Annotated in this window: 19 protein-coding genes; 11 read left to right on the forward strand and 8 right to left on the reverse strand. The window is 65.1% G+C overall.

Translation table 11 applies throughout. From position 1 onward, the window contains the following. Positions 1 to 196 precede the first annotated feature (196 nt). From G6R19_RS08770 to G6R19_RS08795, 6 genes are all read left to right on the forward strand, one after another. Positions 197 to 1,726 carry a sugar ABC transporter ATP-binding protein gene (locus G6R19_RS08770; RefSeq protein WP_163164190.1) on the forward strand — a complete coding sequence of 510 codons (1,530 nt, stop codon included), beginning with the start codon at positions 197 to 199 and terminating at the stop codon, positions 1,724 to 1,726. Beyond that, entirely contained in the window at positions 1,723 to 2,772 is a 1,050-nt protein-coding gene (locus G6R19_RS08775; protein WP_163164191.1) for an ABC transporter permease, read from the forward strand. Before G6R19_RS08770 ends, G6R19_RS08775 begins: the two co-directional genes overlap by 4 nt. Continuing rightward, positions 2,765 to 3,883: an ABC transporter permease gene (locus G6R19_RS08780; protein ID WP_163164192.1), complete on the forward strand. Its 1,119-nt coding sequence runs from the start codon at positions 2,765 to 2,767 to the stop codon at positions 3,881 to 3,883. The genes G6R19_RS08775 and G6R19_RS08780 overlap by 8 nt, the downstream gene beginning before the upstream one ends. Positions 3,884 to 3,957: 74 nt before the next feature. Further along, on the forward strand, positions 3,958 to 5,016 hold the full coding sequence (rhaS, locus tag G6R19_RS08785) for a rhamnose ABC transporter substrate-binding protein (protein ID WP_163164193.1): 1,059 nt from the start codon (positions 3,958 to 3,960) through the stop codon (positions 5,014 to 5,016). 90 nt (positions 5,017 to 5,106) lie between these two features. Continuing rightward, the gene (locus G6R19_RS08790; RefSeq protein WP_163164194.1) at positions 5,107 to 6,558 is read left to right on the forward strand and encodes an L-fucose/L-arabinose isomerase family protein; all 1,452 of its coding nucleotides are present in this window, start codon (positions 5,107 to 5,109) and stop codon (positions 6,556 to 6,558) included. Positions 6,559 to 6,788: 230 nt separating this feature from the next. After that, a complete protein-coding gene (locus G6R19_RS08795) occupies positions 6,789 to 7,706 on the forward strand; it encodes a PRC and DUF2382 domain-containing protein (RefSeq protein ID WP_163164195.1) in 918 nt (305 codons plus the stop codon). A 286-nt stretch (positions 7,707 to 7,992) separates the two neighbouring features. Here G6R19_RS08795 and G6R19_RS08800 read toward each other — a convergent pair whose 3' ends face one another. Further along, positions 7,993 to 8,454: a DUF4383 domain-containing protein gene (locus G6R19_RS08800; RefSeq protein ID WP_163164196.1), complete on the reverse strand. Its 462-nt coding sequence runs from the start codon at positions 8,452 to 8,454 to the stop codon at positions 7,993 to 7,995. A gap of 151 nt (positions 8,455 to 8,605) precedes the next feature. On the opposite strand from G6R19_RS08800, the gene G6R19_RS08805 reads away from it, so the two are divergent. Continuing rightward, on the forward strand, positions 8,606 to 9,916 hold the full coding sequence (locus G6R19_RS08805) for a DUF6350 family protein (protein ID WP_163164197.1): 1,311 nt from the start codon (positions 8,606 to 8,608) through the stop codon (positions 9,914 to 9,916). A 36-nt stretch (positions 9,917 to 9,952) separates the two neighbouring features. Here G6R19_RS08805 and G6R19_RS08810 read toward each other — a convergent pair whose 3' ends face one another. Then, positions 9,953 to 10,384 (reverse strand): hypothetical protein, encoded by a 432-nt coding sequence (locus G6R19_RS08810; RefSeq protein ID WP_163164198.1) that lies wholly within the window; start codon positions 10,382 to 10,384, stop codon positions 9,953 to 9,955. Between the two features lie 39 nt (positions 10,385 to 10,423). Between G6R19_RS08810 and purN the strand changes: the two genes are divergently transcribed. Continuing rightward, complete coding sequence (purN, locus tag G6R19_RS08815; protein ID WP_163164199.1) at positions 10,424 to 11,002, forward strand: phosphoribosylglycinamide formyltransferase; 579 nt, start codon at positions 10,424 to 10,426, stop codon at positions 11,000 to 11,002. 538 nt (positions 11,003 to 11,540) lie between these two features. Beyond that, positions 11,541 to 12,089, forward strand: a complete 549-nt coding sequence (locus G6R19_RS20390) for a DUF559 domain-containing protein (protein ID WP_240341814.1) — start codon at positions 11,541 to 11,543, stop codon at positions 12,087 to 12,089. A 77-nt stretch (positions 12,090 to 12,166) separates the two neighbouring features. On the opposite strand, the gene G6R19_RS08825 is transcribed toward G6R19_RS20390, so the two are convergent. Further along, entirely contained in the window at positions 12,167 to 13,519 is a 1,353-nt protein-coding gene (locus G6R19_RS08825) for an MFS transporter (RefSeq protein WP_163164200.1), read from the reverse strand. Positions 13,520 to 13,660: 141 nt separating this feature from the next. On the opposite strand from G6R19_RS08825, the gene purH reads away from it, so the two are divergent. Further along, on the forward strand, positions 13,661 to 15,346 hold the full coding sequence (purH, locus tag G6R19_RS08830) for a bifunctional phosphoribosylaminoimidazolecarboxamide formyltransferase/IMP cyclohydrolase (RefSeq protein ID WP_163164201.1): 1,686 nt from the start codon (positions 13,661 to 13,663) through the stop codon (positions 15,344 to 15,346). Positions 15,347 to 15,684: 338 nt separating this feature from the next. Here purH and G6R19_RS08835 read toward each other — a convergent pair whose 3' ends face one another. Both G6R19_RS08835 and G6R19_RS08840 read right to left on the reverse strand, forming a co-directional pair. After that, entirely contained in the window at positions 15,685 to 15,900 is a 216-nt protein-coding gene (locus G6R19_RS08835; RefSeq protein ID WP_163164202.1) for a hypothetical protein, read from the reverse strand. Continuing rightward, the gene (locus G6R19_RS08840) at positions 15,884 to 16,867 is read right to left on the reverse strand and encodes a hypothetical protein (RefSeq protein WP_163164203.1); all 984 of its coding nucleotides are present in this window, start codon (positions 16,865 to 16,867) and stop codon (positions 15,884 to 15,886) included. The genes G6R19_RS08835 and G6R19_RS08840 overlap by 17 nt, the downstream gene beginning before the upstream one ends. Before the next feature lie 331 nt (positions 16,868 to 17,198). Here G6R19_RS08840 and G6R19_RS08845 point away from each other — a divergent pair, with 331 nt between their 5' ends. Then, positions 17,199 to 19,418 (forward strand): NADP-dependent isocitrate dehydrogenase, encoded by a 2,220-nt coding sequence (locus G6R19_RS08845; protein ID WP_163164204.1) that lies wholly within the window; start codon positions 17,199 to 17,201, stop codon positions 19,416 to 19,418. Positions 19,419 to 19,564: 146 nt separating this feature from the next. Here G6R19_RS08845 and G6R19_RS08850 read toward each other — a convergent pair whose 3' ends face one another. The 3 genes from G6R19_RS08850 to G6R19_RS08860 all read right to left on the reverse strand — a co-directional run bounded on the left by G6R19_RS08850 (position 19,565) and on the right by G6R19_RS08860 (position 23,288). Continuing rightward, positions 19,565 to 20,065 (reverse strand): hypothetical protein, encoded by a 501-nt coding sequence (locus G6R19_RS08850; protein WP_240341815.1) that lies wholly within the window; start codon positions 20,063 to 20,065, stop codon positions 19,565 to 19,567. A gap of 41 nt (positions 20,066 to 20,106) precedes the next feature. Beyond that, positions 20,107 to 21,330, reverse strand: a complete 1,224-nt coding sequence (locus tag G6R19_RS08855) for a serine/threonine-protein kinase (RefSeq protein WP_163164206.1) — start codon at positions 21,328 to 21,330, stop codon at positions 20,107 to 20,109. Between the two features lie 293 nt (positions 21,331 to 21,623). Next, on the reverse strand, positions 21,624 to 23,288 hold the full coding sequence (locus G6R19_RS08860; RefSeq protein ID WP_163164207.1) for a hypothetical protein: 1,665 nt from the start codon (positions 23,286 to 23,288) through the stop codon (positions 21,624 to 21,626). Positions 23,289 to 23,373 lie beyond the last annotated feature (85 nt).

The raw sequence follows: 23,373 nt of genomic DNA on the forward strand, positions 1-23,373 counted from the left end.
TTGGGAAACATCAGGACGCCGGTCCCTACCTTTTTGAGCACGGATCAATCACGAATACTCCGGGGCCCGCCAATTCTATTGACCGTGCTGTTCAGCGGGATTTATGATTCAGGTCACTTGGATGTTGTGAAACGATTCATTGGCGAAGCATAAACCTCAGAGACGCGGTTCCTTTATGCAGCAAGATCGCAGTGAAATGCCGCAGCCCGGTCAAGGGACCCGGCAGGACGAGCCGGTGCTCTCGCTGACCGGCGCTGCCAAGACCTTTGGCCCGGTGGTGGCCCTGGCAGACGGCACAGTGGAGATCCGGGCCGGGGAGATCCACGCGCTGGTGGGGGAGAACGGCGCGGGCAAGTCCACCCTGGTGAAGATCCTCGCCGGCCTTTATCACCCCGATTCCGGGGACTTCCGGCTCAGCGGCGAGCCCGTCCACTTTCGCAGTGTGGCAGAGAGCAAGGCCGCCGGCATTTCCGTGATCTACCAGGAGCCCACCCTGTTCCCGGACCTCACAGTGGCGGAAAACATCTTCATCGGCCGGCAGCCCAAGGGACGGTCGCGGCTGATCAGCCGTGCCGAGATGCGGCGGCAGGCCAGTGAACTGTTCGGCCGGCTTGGAGTCCCCATTGATCCGTCACGCGCGGCGGAGGGGCTTTCCATTGCGGACCAGCAGATCATCGAGATCGCGAAGGCCATTTCGCTGGACGCCAGGGTGCTGGTCATGGACGAGCCCACCGCCGCACTCAGCGGGGTGGAAGTGGAGCGGCTCTTTGCCGTAGCCCGCGCCCTGCGGGACAAAGGGACCGGAATCCTGTTCATCTCGCACCGCTTCGATGAGGTGTTCGATCTCTGCGACCGGATCACGGTGATGCGGGACGGGCGCTACATTGCAACCCACCGGACCGCCGAGGTCACCGTTGAAAAGATTGTCCGGGAAATGGTGGGCCGCGACATCGGAACCCTCTTCCCCAAGGCCGAGGCGGACATCGGGCACACCGTCCTCAAAGTTGACGGCCTCAGCAGGTCCGGAGTTTTCCGTGACATCAGCTTCGACGTCCGGGCCGGTGAGATCGTTGCCCTCGCCGGCCTGGTGGGTGCAGGCAGGACCGAGGTTGCCCGCGCCGTGTTTGGCATCGACCCCTACGACTCGGGACAGGTTTCGGTGGAGGGAAAGCCGCTGAAGGCCCGGAACCCGCAGGCCGCCATCGCCGCAGGCCTGGGCTTTGTGCCGGAAGACCGGCGCAAGCAGGGCCTGGTGATGAATTTGTCGGTGGCCCGGAACGTAACGCTCACCCTGCGGAACAAATTCGTGACCGCAGGGCTCATCAACGGCGGCAAGGAGCGTGCTGCCGCAAAGGAGTGGAGCAAACGGCTGCAGGTGAAGGCCGGCTCCCAGGAGCACGCGGTGTCCACGCTCTCCGGCGGCAACCAGCAAAAGGTGGTGCTCGCCAAGTGGCTGGCCACGGACCCGAAGCTGCTCATCATCGACGAACCCACCCGCGGCATCGACGTGGGCACCAAGAGTGAGGTCCACCGCCTCATCTCCGACCTGGCCGGCCGTGGCATCGCCATCCTGATGATCTCCTCCGAGCTCCCCGAGGTCCTGGGCATGGCAGACCGTGTCCTCGTGATGCGCGAGGGCCGGATTACCGCCCAGCTGGACAGGGCGGATGCGGATCCGGAATCCGTGATGCACGCGGCCACCTCCTCGACAGGAGTTACGGAATGAGTTCCACGCTGAGGCACGAGGAAAAAGGCACGACCGCGGCCCGCGCCGGCGGCGGCAGCGGCGGATTCGGTTCGCTGCTGCGCCTGCGTGAACTTCCCGTCCTGATTGCGCTGGCGCTGCTGGTGCTCATCACCTTCCTCAACAATCCGCTGTTCCTGTCCCCGCAAGGAGTCAAGGACCTGCTCCTCAACGCCACCATCATCGTTATCCTGGCGGCCGGGCAGACCCTGCTCATCATCACGAGGAACATCGATCTGTCCGTCGGTTCCATGCTGGGGCTGGTTGCCTTTGGCACCGGCTCGATTTTCGCTGCAATGCCCGACCTTCCCATCCTGGCGGTCCTGCTCCTTGGCATGGCCTTCGGCGCCCTGCTCGGCATGGTGAACGGGTTCCTGGTCACTGTGGCCATGGTGCCGGCGCTGGTCATCACCCTGGGCACCCTCTACGTGTTCCGCGGACTGAACAACGCGTGGGCCGGCGGCAAGCAGTACTTCGCCGGGGACCGGCCGGAGGCATTCGGCGCGCTGTCCGTGGACACGGTTCTGGGCTTCCCCATCATCACCCTGCTCGCCATCGCGGTGGTCGCGGCGGTTGCGGTCTATATGGCGGGCACCCGCCCCGGCCGGGACCTGTATGCCATCGGATCGGACCCGGAAGCGGCGAAGGTCCTCGGCATCAAAGTGTCCAAACGCGTGTTCCTTGCCTTCCTCGCCAACGGAGCCCTCGCCGGCCTGGCCGGAGTGCTCTACGCCAGCCGCTTCAACTCAGTCGGCGCCACCACCGGGACCGGGATGGAACTTGACGTGGTGGCTGCGGCGGTGGTGGGCGGAGTGGCGATCTTCGGCGGCAGCGGGACGGTTGCCGGTGCAGCCCTCGGAGCCCTGCTGCTGACCACCATCACCAGTTCCCTGACCGCTCTTCGGGTGGACAAGTTCTGGCAGCAGGCCATCGTGGGCATCCTGATCCTGACGGCCATCGTCATTGACCGCCTGGCCAGCCTGCGGACGGCCCGGAAACTGCGGATAAGCGAGGCCCGGAATGTCTGAGACCACCACTCCCAGCAGCACTCCCACAGCCGTGCCGGTCGCCGACAGCACCAAGCCGCTAGCCACAGAGCCAAAAGGAAAAACGGGTGCTGCCCGCATCCTGACCAGCCGTGACGCCATCACCATCTACGTCCTGCTGGCGTTCCTGATGTACGCCGCCATCGCCATCCCGCGCTTCGCTTCGCCGGTGACCACGGGCTTCCTGCTCCTGGATGTCATCCCCGTCCTGCTGATAGCGATGCCAATGACGCTCATCATCGTCACCGGAGAAATCGACCTGTCGGTGGCAAGTATCGCCGGGTTGACCAGCGCGCTGATGGGCGTGCTCTGGGCGGCCGGGCTGGATATCTGGCTGGTGCTGGCCCTTTGCCTGCTGGCCGGAATAGGGGCCGGCATGTTCAACGGCTTCCTGATTGCGGTCCTTGGCTTGCCCTCGTTGGCGGTCACCATCGGAACACTGGCCCTCTTCCGGGGCCTTGCCCTGGTGGTCATCGGGGACAACGCGGTAGCCAACTTTCCCAAGCCGCTGACAGCCTTCTTTACCTCCAAGCTCGGCGCCACCGGCATCCCCACGGTGATGATCGGCGTCGTACTCATCATGGTGTTCTTCGGCGTCCTGCTCCATTTCACGCCTTTTGGGCGCGGGCTGTACGCGATGGGCTACAGCAAGGAGGCAGCCAACTTCGTAGGCATCGACGTGGCGCGGAGCAAATTCTGGCTTTATGTGGCTTCCGGCGCGGTGTCAGCCCTGGCCGGGATCTACTGGACGCTGCGTTACACCAGTGCGCGCAGCGACAACGCATCCGGCCTGGAGCTGGCCGTCATTGCTGCTGTGCTCCTCGGCGGCGTCTCGATCTTCGGCGGCAAGGGCACCATTCCGGGGGTGGTGGCCGGCGTGCTGCTGATCGGCAGCCTGAACTATGCCCTGCGCCTGGGGAGGGTGTCCGACGTCGTTCTCATTACCGTGACCGGCCTGCTGCTCATTTTCTCGGTGGTGGCACCCAGCATCGGCGCCGCCGTCCGGGAATGGCGGCATGCCCGGCGGGTCCGTCAGAGCTTCAGCCGGAGCACACCCGCCGGCAGCGGCAGGGCACCTGATGGCGTCCAGTGAAACGACCACCGCCAACCGACCGCACCGTGAACCGACCGCACCGTGAACCGACCGCATAGGGAAAAGGAAAAACAATGATGTTGAACCGAAAAAGCACCGGCAGGCGCGCACACTTCGCTCCGCTGGTGGCCATCACGGCCGCCGCGGCGCTGGCCCTGACGGCGTGCAGCGGCGGCACGGGAACAACGGGGGAGACCTCTGCCGCCGTTGAAGACCAGAAAATCACGTTCATCCCCAAGCAGCTGAACAACCCCTACACCGACGTTGTCCTCGGCGGCGGAAAGGACGGCGCGCAGGAAGCCGGGTTCGCCTCCTCCCAGGTGGTTGGCCCCCTCGAAGCGTCGGCGTCCAGCCAGGTCTCATTCATCAACGCCGAAACCCAGGCGGGGACCAACGTCATCGTCATTGCCGCCAACGATCCCGACGCCGTCTGCACGGCTTTGGGCGAGGCCCGTTCCGCCGGTGCCAAGATCGTCGCTTTCGACTCGGACGCCAACCCCGACTGCCGTGATGTGTTCATCAGCCAGGTGGTAGCGAAGGAAGTGGCCCTGATCCAGACGAAGCTGATCGCGGACCAAATCGGCGGTTCGGGTGAGATCGCCATCCTGTCCGCCACGGCAAACGCCACCAACCAGAACGAATGGATCAAGTTCATGGAGGAGGACCTGGCGTCCAACCCGGCCTACAAGGACATCAAGCTGGTGGCGAAGGTCTACGGCGACGACGATGACACCAAGTCGTTCCAGGAAGCCCAGGGCCTGCTGCAGGCACACCCGAACCTTAAGGGCATCATTTCGCCCACCACCGTGGGTATCGCCGCCACCGCCCGGTACCTCTCCACCTCCGCCTACAAGGGCAAGGTTGCGCTGACCGGACTGGGATTGCCCAACGAGATGCGGCCGTTCGTCAAGGACGGCACCGTCAAGGAATTCGCCCTCTGGGATCCCGCCCAGCTCGGTTACGTCGCTGCGTTCGCCGGCAAGGCCCTTGTGGAGGGAAAGATCACCGGCGCTCCCGGTGACACGTTCACTGCAGGTGAATTGGGGGACCGGACCATTGAAGAAGGCGGCGTGGTCATTGTTGGCCCGCCAACCGTCTTCAACGCCCAGAACATCGACCAGTACAACTTCTAGCGCATCGGTGCCCAGGCCGGGCGGGCTCCTCCATGCCGCCCGGTCTTCCGTGCCCCGCGCTGCTCGGAGTCAGCGGAATGGAAGGTTGTTATGCCGCCCACCAAGAAGAATGCTGCTGCCTTACTGGAGCCCCATCGGCGGCGGCCAACCCGGATCGGCCTGGTGTCCGGAGGGCTGGGAGCCTACTGGCCCCAGTTCCCCGGCCTCCTGCCGCAGCTGGAGGAATCAGCCCGGTACGTCACGGCCCGCTTCAGGGAGCTGGACGCGGAGGTGGTGGACGCAGGATTCATCTCCGATGCCACCCAGGCCGTAACGGCGGGAGAAATGCTTCGGCGGGCCGACTGCGACCTGATCGTCATCTTCCTCGCCACCTACCTGACCTCCTCGATGGTTCTGCCGGTGGCCCAGCGCTCCGGAAGTCCGGTACTGGTGATCGACCTCCAGCCCACGGAAGCGATGGACCACGCCAACTTCGATACGGGCGCCTGGCTCGCCTACTGCGGCCAATGCCCGGTCCCGGAAGTGGCCAACGTCTTCCGCCGGGCGGGGATCGACTTCCGGTCCGTCTCGGGGCATTTGCAGCAGGATTCCGCCTGGGAACGCATAAATCGGTGGGTGCACGCCGCCGGCGTCCGCGCGAGGCTTCGGAACGCGCGGCACGGCCTGATGGGCCACCTCTATCCGGGCATGCTTGACGTCGCCACCGACCTGACCACGGTTTCCACTACTTTCGGTTCGCACGTTGAAGTGCTCGAGTTCGATGACCTGCGTGAGCGCGTGAAGGCTGTCACCGACGCCGAGGTGTCCGATCGGCTCGACCTGGCACGGGAGTTGTTTGTGCTGGATGAGTCGGTCAACGACGACGACTTCGCCTGGGGTGCCAGGGTCTCCGTTGGCTTGGACCGGCTGGTGGAGGACTTCGACCTGGACTCGGTGGCCTACTACCACCGCGGGCTTGCGGGAGAACAACACGAGCGGCTGGGTGCCGGCATGATTCTGGGCTCCTCCATCCTTACGGCGCGCGGCATTCCCATGGCGGGGGAGTACGAGCTGCGGACTTCAATCGCCATGCTTGCTGCCCAGGCCATGGGCGCAGGGGGTTCGTTTACGGAGATCCAGGCGCTGAACTTTTTCGACAACGTAGTGGAAATGGGGCATGACGGACCCGCCCACCTTGCCGTCTCCTCGAAGGATCCACTCCTGCGCGGACTCGGCGTCTACCACGGGAAACGCGGCTGGGGAGTTTCAGTGGAGTTCGACGTCCAGCCCGGACCGGTCACCACTCTCGGCCTGGGCCAGGACCCCGACGGCAGCTACGTCTTCGTAACATCGGAAGGGACTGTGGTGCCAGGCCCGCTGCTGGCCATTGGCAACACCACATCACGCGTGGATTTTGGCGGCGATCCCGGCCTCTGGGTTGACGGGTGGAGCCAGACCGGAACGGGCCACCACTGGGCCCTGTGCCTTGGTCATCGAGCGGCCGACATCAAGGCTGCCGCCTCCCTGCTGGGCATCGGGCACCGGCACGTGTCGCTCCCCTAACGGCCGGAATTTTTTTCCGACAAAGTGGCTCGTCAGCCGGGGTTTTGACGGTCCGACATAGAGAAAAATTACTAAGTAGGCTTCCCTTTTGATGCTAAGCATGCTTACGGTATGGGGGCAGTTAGCTGAAAGCCTTCAGCAGAGGGGGCGGAGGCCGAGGCCGGTTACACCGGCGCCGGAACATCCATGGCTAGCTTGACCGCGCGCAACGACACATCCAAGGAGACGTCATGCTCAATCGGGAAAACATTGAAAGCCTGCTCAACAAGGGCGGCAACGTCGTCGGTTCCGACGGCGAGAAGATCGGCTCGATCGGTCAGCTCTACGCAGACGACGATACCGGCGAGCCCACATGGGTCACCGTCAAGACGGGCCTTTTTGGCACGTCCCAGTCCTTCGTCCCCGTTGAGGGCGCGCACAGCCAGGGCGACGACCTGGTGGTGCCGTACAGCAAGGACCACGTCAAGGACGCCCCGCGTGTCGACGTCGACGGGCACCTCACCCCTGAGGAAGAGGACCGCCTGTACACCTACTACGACCGCGGCGCACGGACCTACTCGGACACACGCGACGACACCCGCGAAGATGTGGATCTGCAGGGCGACGCCGACCTGAACGCCGGCACCCCCAACGCCGGTACCTCCGGCTACGCATCCGGCACCGACACCGGCACCGGCACCGGCACCTACGCTTCTGACCGCGGCACCGCGGGCTACGCTTCTGACCGCGAGACCGTGGGCCACGACACGTCCGGCCCCACCACCGATGACGCCATGACCCGTTCCGAGGAACAGCTCCGCGTCGGTACCGAGCGGGAAGCTGCCGGCCGGGCAAGGCTCCGCAAGTACGTCACCACGGAAAACGTCACCAAGACTGTTCCCGTGCAGCGTGAAGAGGTCCGCCTGGAGCGGGAGCCGATCACGGACGCGAACCGCGGCGCGGCACTTGATGGCCCGGACATCAGCGAGGAAGAACACGAGGTGGTCCTGCATGAGGAACGCCCCGTGGTGCAGAAGGAAGCGGTCCCGGTGGAGCGCGTCCGCCTGGACAAGGACGTGGTACAGGAAGACGTGACGGTCAACGAGGAAGTCCGCAAGGAGCACATCGAGGCCGACGGCCACGGCGTCGACCGCGACCAGCGCCGCTGACACACGCCGCTCGCGTTCTGCTGACGCGCCGTTGAACGGACCGGCGCTGACGCACCCGCACAGCGACCGACGCCGGGAGTCCACTTGGGGGCTCCCGGCGTCGTTGTGCATGCGGAACTTTCTCATTGTGCCGGGCCGGCCAGCTGCTGGTGCGGGCCGGCTCGCCAGATGCTGATGCAGCCGCGCGGGAAGCGGCGACTGCACCAGCCAGTAGGACGAATATCTTCAGAACTTAGGGTTCTTCCTTCATTCGCGGCTCCTGTTTTCCCGGGTTACGGATTCCGGGTTATGTCCTGTCCGCGGTTGTATTCCGCGAGAACAGCCAGCCAGCAACAATCATCACGATGCCCAGCACCAGGTGCGTCCAGTTGTCCATCATGTTCAGCGACAGGAAATTCGCCGCTGAGTCCACTCCGACAATGAGCCCGAAGATAGCCAGGACGATGTACAGCGCGCCTGCTCCCAGGAGAAAATTCCGTGCTCCATGTTCTGTGCGGGACATAGCCCAGCCGGTTGCGCCGATGGCCAGTTGCACAATGTTGAGCAGCATGGACACCTGGAACAGCCCCAGGAACATGGCGTGCGAAGCCGGTCCGAGGAACATCAGTTCGCTGTATTGTGTGGTGACGCCCGGGATGAAGCCCAGGACTCCCACCAGCATTAGAACAATTCCCACTCCCATGCCCACGTTCTGGACGTCTGCCCGTCCAAAGTGAACGCCGTGCGCATGGTGGGATGCGGTAGTCATTTCTTGCCTCCAACCACTAATTGTGGACGGTTTAAATTTTACGGCGGGCGCAGGTGAAAAGCGCCGGTGCAAGGTTCATCGAAGGTATCGCTCCGGCATGGCGCCTGTCGGTCCCGGGCCGGGCGGTGCCGCCGTGACACCATGGAAAACGATGAAACTGAGCGCTGATCAGACCGGAGACCGTGGCCTTCCCATGCCCTTGTGGCTGCAGGGTGCCCTCGAAACGGCCCAGGCAGCCATCATCTCGGCACTGGTGGTGCTTGCTCCGATCATTGCGGTCTGGGCTACCGCCGGGTTCCAGGACGGCGCCGTTGACTTTCTTGCGCGCCTGGCCGGGCAGTCCTGGCTGCTGGTTCACGGAGTGCCATTGGAACTCATTGCTGTCGGCCCGGACGCCGCCAACTCCGGCTCTGGTCTGCTCACGCTTTTTCCGCTTGGCTTGACCATGATCCCGTTCCTGCTCGCCTGGCGCGCGGGCCGCCGGCTGGCCCGGGCCTCCTACACGGACCAGCTGTGGCAAGCACTCCTTGGTTCCTGGCTTGTGTATTCCGCCTTCGGAGCGGCAACAGGCTTCATCTGCCGCACGCCCGACGTCGCCATTAATCCCTGGCACGCGATGTTCATCCCCCTCATTCCCTACGCCCTCGGCATGGTGATCGGCGCCCGCCGGGAGGCAGGCTCCTGGAGCCGGCTGATCGGCGTCGACGCCGTGGACTGGATTTCCCGCACCAGCCAGCATTCGCGCTGGGCAGGGTCCTACCTCGCTTCCGCCGCGACGGCGGGTTTTGTGGCGGTGCTGTCAGCACTGGCGCTGGCCGCGTTGCTGCTGGCTGTAAACCTGTTCATCCACTGGAACCTGGTGGTTGCGGTTTATGAAGCGCTCGACGCCGGCGCGGTGGGAGGTGCCGCGCTCACCGTTGCGCAACTGGGGTTCCTGCCCAACCTGGTGGTCTTTGCGTTGGCCTGGTCATCCGGCTCCGGCTTCGCGATGGGCCTTGGTTCCCAGGCGGGCCCGCTCGGCACTGCTGTTGGCCCGCTGCCTTCCATTCCGGTGCTGGCTGCCATCCCGTCCGGATCCCTGGATTACGCCTTCGTTGCCCTGATCGTTCCGGTTTTGGCCGGTGTGCTGGCGGGTTGGTGGTTCCTGCGCGAAGGGGAAAACCATTTTGACGAGTGGCTTGCCATCAAGGTCCGCGCACGCTGGTTTACAGCTACCGTTTCGACGTTGGTGCTGGGCGTGCTGTGCGGGCTGGCTGCAGGGCTGCTGACCGCCGGCCTGGCCTGGCTGGCACGGGGCTCGGCCGGAATCGGGCGCCTCACGGACATCGGTCCAGATCCGTTCTGGACGGGAGTCTGGGTGGCGGCGGAGGTGGGCGCCGGCGTCGTGATTGGCTACGCAGCGGGACCCTGGCTGGAACGGGAGCAGGCGGCAAAGGAAGCAGACGCCGAACTGGTCCGGTAGTTTCGGGAGCTGCCGCCTGCAGGGGAGGGGCGGCCGTTAGGGGAGCTGCGAGGGCAGCGACCCCTCCAGCTGCACCCGGCATGCCGACTGTGCCTGGTCCGTGAGCGCCCGGCCAACACACGCCTGGTAATCGCGCACTTCGTCGAAGAACAGTGCCGTGACCAGGATCAGCAGCACCATGATCGCTGACACCACCAGCCCCGAGATGGTGCCGATAAGGACAAGGCGGGACTCCTTCAGCCGGGCGGCCCGGACCAGCAACACCACACCGAGGGCAATGCTGGCGGCTGTCAGGACTGCGGTGAGCCAGAGGTAGCTGACGTCCAGCTGGTAGACAAAGAAGGCGCCCAGCACCGTCACCACGAAGATCCGGAACAGGGTGTGGGTTTTGCCGAGCGAGGCCTTGGCTGCCTCGCTGAGCGGCTGTTTTGTGCGCTGCCGCCCGGCCGGTTCCGGTGTGCTGTTCATGTTTTCCAGCCTACGCGAGCCTGCCCATAAGCTAGTGCCATGCGCATCGTAGTCCTCGTTTCCGGAACCGGGTCCAATCTTCAGGCAGTTATCGACGCGGTTCAGGCAGGGGCACTGGATGTTGAAATCGCCGCAGTGGGGGCCGACCGGCCGGGTACCTTCGGGGTGGAACGGTCCGCAGCCGCCGGCATTCCCACGTTTGTGGTGGACTTCAAGGCCTACCCGGACCGGGCAGAGTGGAATGCTGCGTTGACCGAGGCCGTAGCGGCGTACGAGCCGGATGTGGTGGTCTCCTCCGGCTTCATGCGGATCGTCAGCCCGGAGTTCATTGACGCCTTCAACGGCAAATACCTCAACACCCATCCTGCACTGCTCCCGGCCTTCCCGGGCGCCCACGGCGTGCGGGACGCGATGGCGTATGGCGTGAAGGTCACCGGCTGCACCGTGCACTGGGCCGACGCCGGCGTGGACACGGGGCCCATCATCGCCCAGGAGGCCGTGGCCATCGAGGAGTCCGACACGGAGGAAACCCTGCACGAGCGCATCAAGGTGGTGGAGCGCCGGCTCCTGGTGTCCACCCTTGCCACGCTCGCCGCCACCCACCCCACGCACGCCTAAACCGTCCTCCCCACCCAACTAGGTAGCGCCAAGTGTCGTTTTCAGCCCTCATAACGGCACTTAGCGCTACCTAGTTGGGCATGGGCGGGCAAGGCTGTGGATAACCTCTGCGGCATTCCGCCCCACCTGCCACGATGGGCGAATGAAGGTTCCAAGCCAACTGCCTGACCCTCTGGCATCTTTGCCGTTCACGTTCCAGGAAGCGGTCGACGCCGGCATCAGCCGACGACGTCTGCGTCACCATGGCTTGCTTTGGCCAAGCCGGGGAATCCGGGTGCCGGATGCCAGCGATGCATCACACCTCGCCCCGCGTATCCGTCCCTACACTTTGGTCACTGAATTTGCGGCCGCTTCGCACGCCTCGGCCTTTCTCCTGTGGGAGTTTCCGGGCTTCCTCCCGGGCAGTGACGAGCCACTGCTCCACATCTCGCGGCCTGACACCGTTGCCATCATGCGTCGGCCCGGTGTGAAGGGACATCGCGGGCAGTTTTTCGCTGACGAGATCGTAAATCATTCCGGGCTGCTGGTCACTTCGCGGGTGAGGACTTGGCTGGACTGCTCCCGCAAGATGAGCATCGAAGAGCTGACCGTGGTGGCGGATCACTTGCTTCGCGTTCCAAGGCCGGACTTCGAGGGCAGGTCAGGACCCCATGCAACGCGGGAGGATCTCGACGACATGCTCAACCGGCACAAGGGGACGCCCGGGATCAGGAAGGCCCGGGTTGCCCTCGACCGGGCGCGGGTGGGATCGGATTCCGCCCCTGAAACCAGGCTGCGGCTGGCACTGGAGGACGCGGGCCTGCCCGAACCTTGGCTGAACGTGCCCACCGAGCTGGGTGCCGGCGTCGTTCGCGAGCCTGACTTGAGCTATCCGGAACAGAAGGTGGCGGTGGAGTACGACGGCGAGGGCCACTCCGAGGCGGTGCAGATCGTCCGCGATATTGCCCGTGAAGAGGACTTCGCCCGTGCCGGCTGGTTGGTCGTGAGGATTTCAAAGCGGCACATGGAGAGGGATGCCCGGCCGGCGGTGGCCAGGGTCCGCTCAGCGCTCCTGATCCGGGGCTGGTTACCCGGCAAGGAAAACTAGGTAGCGCTAAGTGTCGTTACGAGGGTCGAAAACGACACTTAGCGCTACCTAGTTGGGAAGGTGGGAGGGGGAGGTGTTTATTCGAGGCGGCGCTGCTTCGTTTCGGGGGAGAAGAACGCCATCCACAGCACGGCCATCAGCACCAGCCCGCCGGCCAGGGCAAAGGACGTTGCCAGGCCCAGCTCGGGCCAGAAGTAGTTCGCGAAGATCAGCGGCCCGAAGCCTGCACCGAGCCGGGAGAATGTGGACGCCCACCCGAAGCCGGTTCCGCGCAGCTCGGTGGGGTACAACTCTGACACGTAGGCGTAAAGCACCGGGATGGCCACCTGGACCACAAACCCGAACACCAAGAGCCAGAAAACGGCCGCCGTGGGGATGTCCACCACAATCGCAACGATCACCAGGGTCAGGGCCGATAACGGCCCGGTGACGGCAAGGATCCATTTGCGGCCCACCCGTTCCACGAGAAGGGCCGCCACAACGACGCCCAACAGCCCGACGGCAGCCATGGACGCAGTGGTGACGAACGCCTTGTACTCGGCAAAGCCGGCACCAATCAGGATCCGCGGCATCCAGGTCAGGGACAGGTAATAGACCAGCAGGATCGAGAAGAACAGGGACCAGGCCGCGGCCGTGATCTTCCAGTTGAACTGCCACACCAGGCGCAGCTGGTGCCAGGCGCTGCCGGCGGACAGGCGTGGCACTTCCTTCGCGTCGGGCAGGCTGTAGGCACGGGCTTCCGCCCCCGTTGCTGCCACCAGGCCATCGATGACCTTGGCCGCTTCCTCGCGCCGGCCCTTACGGATCAGGAACAGCGGGGACTCCGGGACGCTCCGGCGGACCCAGAACACCAGTAACGCCGGCAGGACCATCACCAGCATGGTCAGCCGCCAGTCTCCGTACACGGCCACAAGCCCCGCCGACACAAAACCTGCCAGCGCTGCCCCCACCGGCCACCAGCCATCCATCGCGGTGAGAACCTTGCCGCGCTGCTTGCGGGGAGTGAACTCACCTACCAGGGCGTAGTCCACGGGGATACAGCCGCCCAGGCCGAAGCCCGCCATAAACCGGAACACACAGAACCAGATGAAGTCGGGGGAGAACGCCCCGAGCACGGTGAAGAGGGAGAAGATCAGCAGTGTGGCCGTGAAGGCTTTCTTGCGTCCGATGGTGTCCGCGATGGTGCCCCAGACAAAAGCACCAAGGGCCATCCCGATCAGGTTTGACGTGCCCACCCAGGCCACTTCACCCGGGGTAAGGGCCCAGTGCGTGGAGAGCAGCGGAATGAGGATGCCGTTCAGCGTCACATCCCAGGCATCAAACATAAAACCAAGGCCGCCGATCACAAAGATCCTGCCCTGGACTTTCCATCGCCAGGGCAGTTCCTGGACCACCTGCTCGCCGCTCGGCACAGTGGTGTAAGTATTCATCGCAGCCTCCTGAAAGAACTCTAGCCGGGCCCGCTGACCTTCACACTTCCGCCTGCACCGGGGGCCAGCTGCACTTCGCGATAAACTGGCCGTATCCCCACCAACCGCGGCACTGTTCCGCGACATAAGACGGAGACATTTGTGAGCTTCACGCAGCATGAGCGCGTAACCATTGACCGTGTTCCCATCCGCCGGGCCCTGATCTCGGTGTACGACAAGACCGGTCTGGAGGAGCTCGCCCAGGGCCTGCATGCAGCTGGAGTGAAGCTGGTGTCCACCGGTTCCACGGCCAAGAAGATCGCAGCGGCCGGCATCCCCGTCCAGGAAGTCGAGGAAGTCACCGGTTCGCCGGAAATGCTGGACGGCCGCGTCAAGACCCTGCACCCGCGCGTTCACGGCGGCATCCTTGCCGACCGCCGCGTCCCGGCGCATATGGAGACGCTCACCAGGATGGAGATCGAACCTTTCGATCTGGTGGTGGTGAACCTCTACCCGTTCGTGGAAACCGTCAAGTCCGGCGCTGCGCAGGACGACGTCGTGGAACAGATCGACATCGGCGGCCCCGCCATGGTGCGCTCCGCCGCGAAGAACCATGCCGCCGTCGCCATTGTGGTGGATCCCTCCTTCTACGGACAGGTGGTTACCGCAGCCGCTGAGGGCGGCTTCGACCTGAACACCCGACGGCGGCTGGCCGCCAAGGCCTTCGCCCACACGGCGTCCTACGACAACGCCGTGGCAACGTGGACCGCGAGCCAGTTCCTGGATGAAGACGGCGACGGCGTCATCGACTGGCCCGCCTATGCCGGCCTCTCGCTGGAACGCTCCGAGGTGCTTCGCTACGGCGAGAACCCGCACCAGCAGGCAGCCCTCTACGTGGACAAGGCCGCTCCGGCCGGCATCGCGCAGGCTGACCAGTTGCACGGCAAGGCCATGAGCTACAACAACTTCGTGGACGCCGACGCCGCCCTTCGCGCCGCGTACGACTTCAGCGAACCTGCCGTTGCCATCATCAAGCACGCCAACCCCTGCGGCGTAGCCGTCGGCTCCACGGATGCCGCCGATCCCATCGCCGACGCCCACGCGAAGGCCCACGCCTGCGATCCCGTCTCCGCGTTTGGCGGCGTCATCGCAGCCAACCGCACCGTGACCGCCGGCATGGCAAACACCGTCAAGGACATCTTCACTGAGGTTGTCATCGCCCCGGGCTTCGAACCTGAGGCCGTGGAGATCCTGTCCAAGAAGAAGAACATCCGGCTTCTCGCCCTGCCCGAAGGCTACGGCCGCTACCCCTCGGAGATCCGCCAGGTATCCGGCGGAGTCCTGGTCCAGGTCAGCGACAAGGTTGATGCCGACGGTGACAACCCAGCCAACTGGACCCTTGCTGCCGGCGAAGCCGCTGACGAAAAGACCCTCGCGGACCTGGCCTTCGCCTGGACCGCCTGCCGGGCGGCAAAGTCCAACGCCATCCTCCTTGCCCAGGACGGCGCAGCCGTGGGCATTGGCATGGGACAAGTCAACCGCCTGGATTCCTGCCGCCTGGCCGTGGAGCGGGCCAACACGCTTGGCGTGAATGTGGAGTCCGACGTCGAAGGAGCGGGCGGTGCCTCGAACACCGACGCCAGCGGGGCACCCCAGCGCGCCCGCGGGGCCGTAGCAGCCTCCGACGCCTTCTTCCCGTTCGCGGACGGCCTGCAGATCCTGGTCGACGCCGGTGTCCGCGCGGTGGTCCAGCCCGGCGGTTCCGTGCGGGATGAGGAAGTCATTGCGGCAGCGAATGCAGCCGGCGTCACCATGTACTTCACGGGTGCGCGGCACTTCTTCCACTGATCCCCACCGGCTCCCTAACCTCGCAAGCTCGGCCAGGGAACCCTGCCGGCGTGGGCCCAAACCGGCCCCCTAACCTCGCAAGCTCGGCCAGGGAACCCTGCCGGCCTGGGCCCAAACCGGCCCCCTAACCTCGCAAGCTCGGCCAGGGAACCCTGCCGGCGTGGGCCCAAACCGGCCCCCTAACCTCGCAAGCTCGGCCAGGGAACCCTGCCGGCCTGGGCCCAAACCGGCCCCCTAACCTCGCAAGCTCGGCCAGGGAACCCTGCCGGCCTGGGCCCAGTGAATGAACGACGGCGCCCGCCCCGCGAAGGGGACGGGCGCCGTCGTTGTTGGGAGGCTTAGTCCTGGTCAGGAGTTCCGGACCTCGGCTCACCGGTGTCCGCACCCTCCTGCTCGGGCCGTGGACCCTTCCCGGGAAGCCGGAGCTCCCGGGGCTTGGCTTCCGCCATCCGCTGCTGTGTCCAGTACTCGAGGATCTCCTCGCGGGACTGAGTTACATCGCTGTGGCTGACGGAATCCCCGCCCTCCGGAGTTTCCTCAGCGTGTTGACGCAAAGTCGTAGGCCTCCTTGATGACGGATCCCCAATAGGGTCCGTACATGACAGCTGAGCCGTTGTTATAGCCGTAGCTGTTGATTGAGTTCTGGAATCCGGTGGCCCCGGTATCCGTGCTCGTCTGGATAAACCACGGGCCGCCGGAGGATCCGCCTGTCATATCGCACGGAATACCCTGCGAACCGAACTGGGGATTGCGTTTGTCGCTGCCGGCAGTTCCGGTGCAGCTCTTGAGGGTCTCGCCGTTGAACGGTGATGCGGCGGGGTAGCCAAACGCCTTGTAGTTCAGGCCGTACGGCTGGTTGAAGAGCACTCCGGATCCGCCAACGACGTCGGTCAGCGTCTGGCCCGCGTCATTAGGGCCCACCACGGCGAAGCCGGTGTCATACGCCATGTCACCTTTGGAGCTCCACTGGGTGGGTGCGTGCAATGACGTGGCGGTCCACTCTCCGTAAGGGGCGGTGCCGTTTTCGTAGGCTGGCACGAAAAGGAAGTTGGTGGCGAATTCGCCGGGTCCCTCGTTGAGGCAGTGCCCGGCTGTGGCCACTGTGCTTTCGTTGCCAGAGGCGACGGCGTTGCCCGAGCAGACGTAGTTGGTGCTGCCGAGCGTGAAGAAGACCTTGCCGACGTGCTTGACCGGGGCTTCGTTTTGGGCGATGGTCGGCTTGCCCTTGGTGGCCCTGGCCTCACTCTTCTTGCCCTTTTCCACAAGCAGTGCGCTCGCACGGTTGCCCCTCTCCAGGGCCTTGCCCGCCAAAACGTCCCCGGGAATGGCACTGCGCATGCGGTCGGATGTCCAGTAGTCGGCCACACCGGCGGCATCCAGGACTTCACTGACTACAGACGGGTACTTTTTGTCCTCGGAATCGGCCGGTGCAGCGGCGGCCCCGCCGGCAGTGCTTAGTGCCAGAGCGGCGGCGGCTGAGAGGCTCAGGAAGCCAGTAGCCAGAGACCTGGTGCGTGTCATTGTTGTCCTGTCTGAACGGAGTGCGGCCCCCAGTACGGGCCAAGAGTGACTTAGCGAATTTATCGTCACATGACAAGTATGTAAATACTAGTGACCTATCGTGTACGGCTTGCCGGCGCCTTTAGTCACTGGCCGGAACCGAAAGAACCGCCGCGGCAGGGCGCCGGGGCGCGTGACGTCGTCGGCCGTTCTCCATCGCTGTAATCCTGCCAGCCGGCAGGGTAATCCTAAAGCCCCAGTAGGGTTCAAACCGGCGTCCTCGGGTAAGTTGTACATGGTGAAATAGACCGAATTTTCACAACCAAGCCGACCCACAGGGAGACGCCCGCGCATGTCCAAGATTATCTACACCCACACCGACGAAGCGCCGATGCTGGCTACCTATTCGTTCCTGCCGATCATCGAGGCGTTCGCCTCGACAGCAGGTGTGGAGGTGGAGACCCGCGACATTTCGCTCGCCGGCCGCATCATCGCCGTTTTCGGTGACTACCTGACCCCCGAGCAGCAGATCGGTGACGCCCTCGCTGAACTCGGTGAACTGGCGAAGACGCCGGAAGCCAACATCATCAAGCTGCCCAACATCAGCGCCTCCATCCCGCAGCTGAAAGCAGCCATCGCGGAGCTGCAGGGCCAGGGCTACGCGCTGCCGGACTACCCGGACAACCCTTCCTCGGACGAGGAGACGGCCGTCCGCTCCCGCTACGACAAGATCAAGGGCTCCGCCGTGAACCCGGTCCTGCGTGAAGGCAACTCGGACCGCCGCGCACCCCTGTCCGTGAAGAACTACGCACGCCAGAACCCGCACTCCATGGGCGCCTGGACCGCGGACTCCAAGACCAATGTGGCCACCATGGGCAAGGACGACTTCCGCTCCAACGAGAAGTCGGTTGTCATCGGGTCCGAGGGCACCATCGCCATCCAGCTGGTCCGCGAGGACGGCTCCGTGAAGGTCCTGAAGAAGGCCTTCCCGGTCCTGGCCGGCGAGGTCATCGACGGCACCGTGATGCGCGCGGCAGCCCTGGACGAGTTCCTGAAGGCACAGGTCGCCCGGGCCAAGGAAGAAGGCGTGCTGTTCTCGGCCCACCTCAAGGCCACCATGATGAAGGTTTCGGACCCCATCATCTTCGGCCACGTGGTCAAGGCCTACTTCTCGGAGCTCTTCGAGACCTACGGCAAGCAGCTCGCCGCCGCCGGCATCAGCCCCAACAATGGTCTCGCCGCCATCCTGAGCAGCCTCGAAGACCTGCCGGAAGACGTGCGCGAAGGCGTGCAGAACCTTATCAAGAAGGGCCTTGAAGAGGGTCCCGCCCTGGCCATGGTGGACTCGGACAAGGGCATTACCACCCTGAACGTTCCCAGCGACGTCATCGTGGACGCGTCCATGCCCGCCATGATCCGCAGCTCCGGCCACATGTGGGGCCCGGACGGCAAGGAAGCTGACACCCTGGCTGTGCTGCCCGACAGCTCGTACGCCGGCATCTACCAGGTGGTCATCGATGACTGCCGCGCCAACGGCGCCTACGACCCCACCACGATGGGAACCGTGCCGAACGTGGGCCTGATGGCGCAGGCCGCCGAGGAATACGGCAGCCACGACAAGACCTTCGAACTCCAGGAAGCGGGCACCGTTCAGATCGTCGACGGCTCCGGCAACGTCCTGATCGAACACCAGGTCTCCGAGGGTGACATCTGGCGTGCCTGCCAGACCAAGGACCTGCCCATCCGCGACTGGGTCAAGCTGGCCGTGACCCGCGCCCGGGCGTCCCAGACACCCGCCGTGTTCTGGCTGGATGAGGAACGCGCCCACGACGCCAACCTCATCGCCAAGGTCAACGAGTACCTGAAGGACCACGACACCGAGGGCCTGGACATCCGGATCATGTCCCCGGTGAAGGCTATCGCCTTTACCCTGGACCGTATCCGCAAGGGCGAGGACACCATCTCGGTGTCCGGCAACGTCCTCCGCGACTACCTCACGGACCTGTTCCCCATCCTGGAGCTGGGCACCAGCGCCAAGATGCTTTCAGTTGTTCCGCTGATGAACGGCGGCGGACTGTTCGAGACCGGCGCCGGCGGATCCGCCCCGAAGCACGTGCAGCAGCTGCTCAAGGAAAACCACCTGCGCTGGGACAGCCTGGGTGAGTTCCTGGCCCTGGCCGTCAGCTTCGAGCACCTGGCCACCACCACGGGCAATGCCCGCGCCCAGGTCCTCGCCGATACCCTGGACCGGGCCACCGGCACCTTCCTGCTGGAAAACAAGTCGCCCAGCCGCCGTGCCGGTGAGCTGGACAACCGTGGCAGCCACTACTTCCTGGCCCGCTACTGGGCAGAGGAACTGGCCAAGCAGACGGACGACGCCGAACTGGCCGCCTCGTTCAGTTCCATCGCCGGGGAGCTCTCCTCGAAGGAGGAAACGATTGTGGGCGAGCTGGCCGAGGTCCAGGGCTCGCCGGTGGACATCGGGGGCTACTACAACCCGGACGACGCCAAGGCTTCCGCCGTGATGCGCCCGTCCGCGACGCTGAACAAGGTTCTCGCCACCCTGAGCTAGGGGAGGGCTGCGGCGGCAGCTGACCAGGCAACGCGAAGGAGGCGGCGCCCCGGGTTATTCCTGGGGCGTCGCCTCCTTGCTGTTGGGCTGGAACGACGGCGTCGCTCGCTGCTCAGGCGACGTCGTCGTGCGTTGATGGCCAGCGTTTAGTCTTTGCCTTTGCCTTTGCCCTCGTTGTCCCTCTTATCGTCATCATTTCCGGATTCGGATGGGGAGGCGGAGTCGGGGGCCGGAGCGGGCTCGGGAGCCGGTGCTGGTGCCGGCGTCCCGGTGGATGGTGCCGGCGTCCCGGTGGATGGTGCCGGCGTCTCTGCGGCCGCCTGGTCCGCTGCGGTTTTCGCGTCTTCTGCTGCCTTCGCGGCCGCCGCGATAGCCTGTTCCAAGTCGGCGCGGACCGCCGCTGCGATGGTGGTGATGGTCTGGCGCCGCTCCTCCGAAATCTGACCCTTGCTCTGTGCCGCGGCCAGCTCCGCCTCAAGACCTTCGAGGGCTTTCATGGCTGTGGCGGGATCATTCCTCGAGGAAGCCTCGCTCACTTCCAGGACCCGCGCCTGGAGCTGACGCGCAGTGGCGGGCTGCAGGCCTGGGTCGCTGGGAGAGCAGCCAGCCAGCAGCCCGACCGTAAGCACGGCCGCCGTCCAGATCACAACCCGCTTCTGTCTGCCGCTCGGGATATGCCGCACGGTCCTCATGGCTCCACGCTCTTTTGAAGTTCCTCGAGGTGGTCACCAAGGATGCCGGTCACCGTGGGGTAGGGCACGACGTCGGGTGTGGACTGGGCGGACAGGCTCGCCAGCACGGCCGCTGTGGCGGCAGCTAACAGCACCACCGCGAGAAGCACTGCCAGCCACAGGCGCCTGCGCCGGGATCCTGTGGGCCGCTCCTTTCGGGGCTGTTTGCCCTTCGTCCCTTGCCCAGGGGCAACCGGTGAAGCATCACCCACTGGTCCTGCCGCCTCACGCAGTTCATCCACCGATTCTTCAGCAGTGATGGAGGGCGGGTGGAACGGCATTGCCGGCAGGACCCTCGTGGTCTCCGGAGCGAGTTCTCCCGGAGTTGACGCCGGCGAAACCAAGGCTTGCCTGAGGGCGGTTTCGATGTCCGCGGCGGCGGGACGCTCCAGCGGTTCGATGGCCGTCATGGAACGAATCAGGTCAGCCCATTCAGGCGGCAGGTCTTCTGGAATCTCGGGAGCGCGGTGGAGGCGGGCCACGGCAGATTCAACTGCGCCGCCCGGATATTCAATCGTGCCCTTGATGCATTCGAGCAGCACAAGGCCGAGGGAGTAGATGTCGGTCGCGGGGGAGAGGGGCTGGCCCAGGGCCTGCTCAGGGCTGAGGTACGCGGCAGTGCCCACCATTGTTCCCGTGGCGGTCAGCCGTGTGGAGTCCGCAATCCGGGCGATGCCGAAGTCCGTGAGCTTCGGGCGCAGTGGCTCGCCGGGGCGGATCTGTACCAGCAGGATGTTCGCCGGCTTGATGTCGCGATGGATGATCCCAAGACCGTGGACATACGCCAGCGCGTCGGCGATGCCTGCGCCAATGACTGCCAGTTCCTCCAACGGGACGCGGCTGTGCCGGATCCTGGTGCGCAGGTCCTGGCCGTCCACGAGCTCCATGGTGAGGAAAGGCCTTGGCTCGTCGGGGACGCGGGTATCAATCCCGGCGTCGAACAGCGTCACCAGTCCCGGATGGTTCAGCGTCGCCAGAAGCTGGATCTCGGCTTCCTGCCGCTTCAATTCGTCGGCGTCCGGTGCCTGTGGGGCAAAGAGCTTCAGGGCAACGTCGCGGCCCAGATTTTCGTCCCGGGCACAGTAAACGGACGACATTCCACCGCGGCCAATAACCTCACCCAAGCGATAACGTCCGCCGACCACTTCATTCTTGATGGAGCTAGGCGATTCCGCCACCATACCCGTTCCTCCCGGTGCGCTGCGGCACTGTCGTACAACAAATTATACGGGCGGTGGAGTAAACGGACGATTGGCGTCGGCTTCCGTTCTGTGCCACACCGACGGTCCGGCGGCGAACCTTGAAACTTTTTCGCCGCCGGACCACCGGCCACAAGGACATGTGTGCTGATGACATGTTTGCGTTGATTCGTGTGGTTGCGTTCTGTGTTTTGCGGGTCCTCCTTCCGCTCAGCCTGCTCGCTGCTGCCGCTTCAGGCGCATGGTGCAGGTGCTGTCAGCAAACCTTGGTTGTCCTAGGACACCTTGCGCTTGCGGAGCATCAGGAGGATTCCCGCCACCAGAAGCAGCAGGGCCAGCGGGACCAGGGAAACGTCCACGCCCGTCTTGGCCAGGGCGTTGGCACCCTCGGCGGCGCCACCTTGCGCAGGGGTGCTGCGAGGGGTGGAATCGAGAGCGATGGCACCGCCAACTGCGGTGGAACCTGCCGGTGCCGCCGAGAAGCCGCCGGCGCCTGCCGTGCCGTTGTCAGAACCGTTGTTCGAACCGGTAGTGCCGTTTCCGTTGCCATTGTCCGTGCCGGGTGTGTTCGTGCCTGGAGCATTGGTCCCGGGGTCAAGGGTGCCGGTGCCTCCCGTGTTGCCGTCACCAGGGGTCCCCGTTCCCGGGTTTTCCGTGCCCGGCGTGCCCGTGCCCGGGTTTTCCGTGCCCGGCGTGCCCGTGCCCGGGTTTTCCGTGCCATTGCCATCACTGCCCAGGCCGAGGCCAAGGTCCAGCCCCAAGTCAACGACTGCAGCCAGTCCACCCGTGGTGCCGGTGCTGCCAGTGCCAAGGCCGACCACAGCATCCACCGCGGCATCGAGTTCGCCGGTGGTGCCGTCGGTTCCGTTGGTGCCGCCGAGGTTGACGTCGACGAGGGCGTCCACGAGTGCGCCGGTGGTGCCGGTTCCGGTGGTCCCGGTGGTGCCGCCGAGGTTGACGTCGACGAGGGCGTCCACGAGAGTGCCGGTGGTGCCGGTTCCGGTGGTGCCGTTGGTGCCGCCGAGGCTGACGTCGACGAGGGCATCCACGAGTGCGCCGGTGGTGCCGGTTCCGGTGGTGCCGTTGGTGCCGCCGAGGTTGACGTCGACGAGGGCGTCCACGAGAGCGCCGGTGGTGCCGGTTCCGGTGGTGCCGCCGAGGTTGACGTCGACGAGGGCGTCCACGAGTGCGCCGGTGGTGCCGGTTCCGGTGGTGCCGCCGAGGTTGACGTCGACGAGGGCGTCCACGAGTGCGCCGGTGGTGCCGGTTCCGGTGGTGCCGCCGAGGTTGACGTCGACGAGGGCGTCCACGAGTGCGCCGGTGGTGCCGGTTCCGTTGGTGCCGCCGAGGTTGACGTCCACGATTGCATCCACAGCGGCGTCGAGTCCGCTGGTGGTGCTGTCGGTTCCGTTGGTGCCGCCGAGGCTGACATCGACGATTGCATCCACAGCGGCGTTGGGTACGCCGGTGGTGCCATCCGTTCCTGCGACTGTCCCGAGATTGACTGCAGCGTCTGCTGCGACTGCGAGATCGGTGCTTGGGGCGGCTCCGGCTATCGCGGTGTTGCCGAGACCGAGGTCTACGGCGGCGGCCGCGGAGAGGTCGGGGCTGCTGGTTTGGCCGGTCCCGTTTCCGAGGTCGACAACGACATCTGCTGCGACTGCGAGATCGGCGCTTGGGGCGGTTGCGGCCGCCGCAGCGTTGCCGAGACCGAGGTCGAGGTCGACTACGGCGGCGACGCCCGTTGACTCTGACGGCGTTGGGCCACCCAGCAGGCCCAACGACGCCGTGTCAGCGGACGCCGCCGCCGAGATGAGGGCAGATGCGGAAAGATCCGATCCGCTGGTGGTGTCCGCGGCGTTCGCCGCGGTGCAGCCGAAGGCTAGTAGCCCACCGGCAAAGAGGGTGCCGAGCATCCCCCTGCGAAGGTTGGAACTCATGATGATGTCTCCTGAAAAGTTGAGGTCAGGGTGCTTGTCAGCAACCCGTAATGCCGCGTTTCTGCCCGACGTGGGCAGACGGGTC

It is taken from the genome of Arthrobacter sp. Alg241-R88 (assembly GCF_900537115.1).
In the GTDB taxonomy this organism is placed as follows: Bacteria; Actinomycetota; Actinomycetes; order Actinomycetales; family Micrococcaceae; genus Arthrobacter.

Coding starts and splice junctions, on each gene's coding strand:
- G6R19_RS08770 (WP_163164190.1), top strand. CDS start 197: ATGCCGCAGCCCGGTCAAGGGACCCGGCAGGACGAGCCGGTGCTCTCG.
- G6R19_RS08775 (WP_163164191.1), top strand. CDS start 1,723: ATGAGTTCCACGCTGAGGCACGAGGAAAAAGGCACGACCGCGGCCCGC.
- G6R19_RS08780 (WP_163164192.1), top strand. CDS start 2,765: ATGTCTGAGACCACCACTCCCAGCAGCACTCCCACAGCCGTGCCGGTC.
- rhaS (WP_163164193.1), top strand. CDS start 3,958: ATGATGTTGAACCGAAAAAGCACCGGCAGGCGCGCACACTTCGCTCCG.
- G6R19_RS08790 (WP_163164194.1), top strand. CDS start 5,107: ATGCCGCCCACCAAGAAGAATGCTGCTGCCTTACTGGAGCCCCATCGG.
- G6R19_RS08795 (WP_163164195.1), top strand. CDS start 6,789: ATGCTCAATCGGGAAAACATTGAAAGCCTGCTCAACAAGGGCGGCAAC.
- G6R19_RS08800 (WP_163164196.1), bottom strand. CDS start 8,454: ATGACTACCGCATCCCACCATGCGCACGGCGTTCACTTTGGACGGGCA.
- G6R19_RS08805 (WP_163164197.1), top strand. CDS start 8,606: ATGAAACTGAGCGCTGATCAGACCGGAGACCGTGGCCTTCCCATGCCC.
- G6R19_RS08810 (WP_163164198.1), bottom strand. CDS start 10,384: ATGAACAGCACACCGGAACCGGCCGGGCGGCAGCGCACAAAACAGCCG.
- purN (WP_163164199.1), top strand. CDS start 10,424: ATGCGCATCGTAGTCCTCGTTTCCGGAACCGGGTCCAATCTTCAGGCA.
- G6R19_RS08825 (WP_163164200.1), bottom strand. CDS start 13,519: ATGAATACTTACACCACTGTGCCGAGCGGCGAGCAGGTGGTCCAGGAA.
- G6R19_RS08840 (WP_163164203.1), bottom strand. CDS start 16,867: ATGACACGCACCAGGTCTCTGGCTACTGGCTTCCTGAGCCTCTCAGCC.
- G6R19_RS08845 (WP_163164204.1), top strand. CDS start 17,199: ATGTCCAAGATTATCTACACCCACACCGACGAAGCGCCGATGCTGGCT.
- G6R19_RS08855 (WP_163164206.1), bottom strand. CDS start 21,330: ATGGTGGCGGAATCGCCTAGCTCCATCAAGAATGAAGTGGTCGGCGGA.
- G6R19_RS08860 (WP_163164207.1), bottom strand. CDS start 23,288: ATGAGTTCCAACCTTCGCAGGGGGATGCTCGGCACCCTCTTTGCCGGT.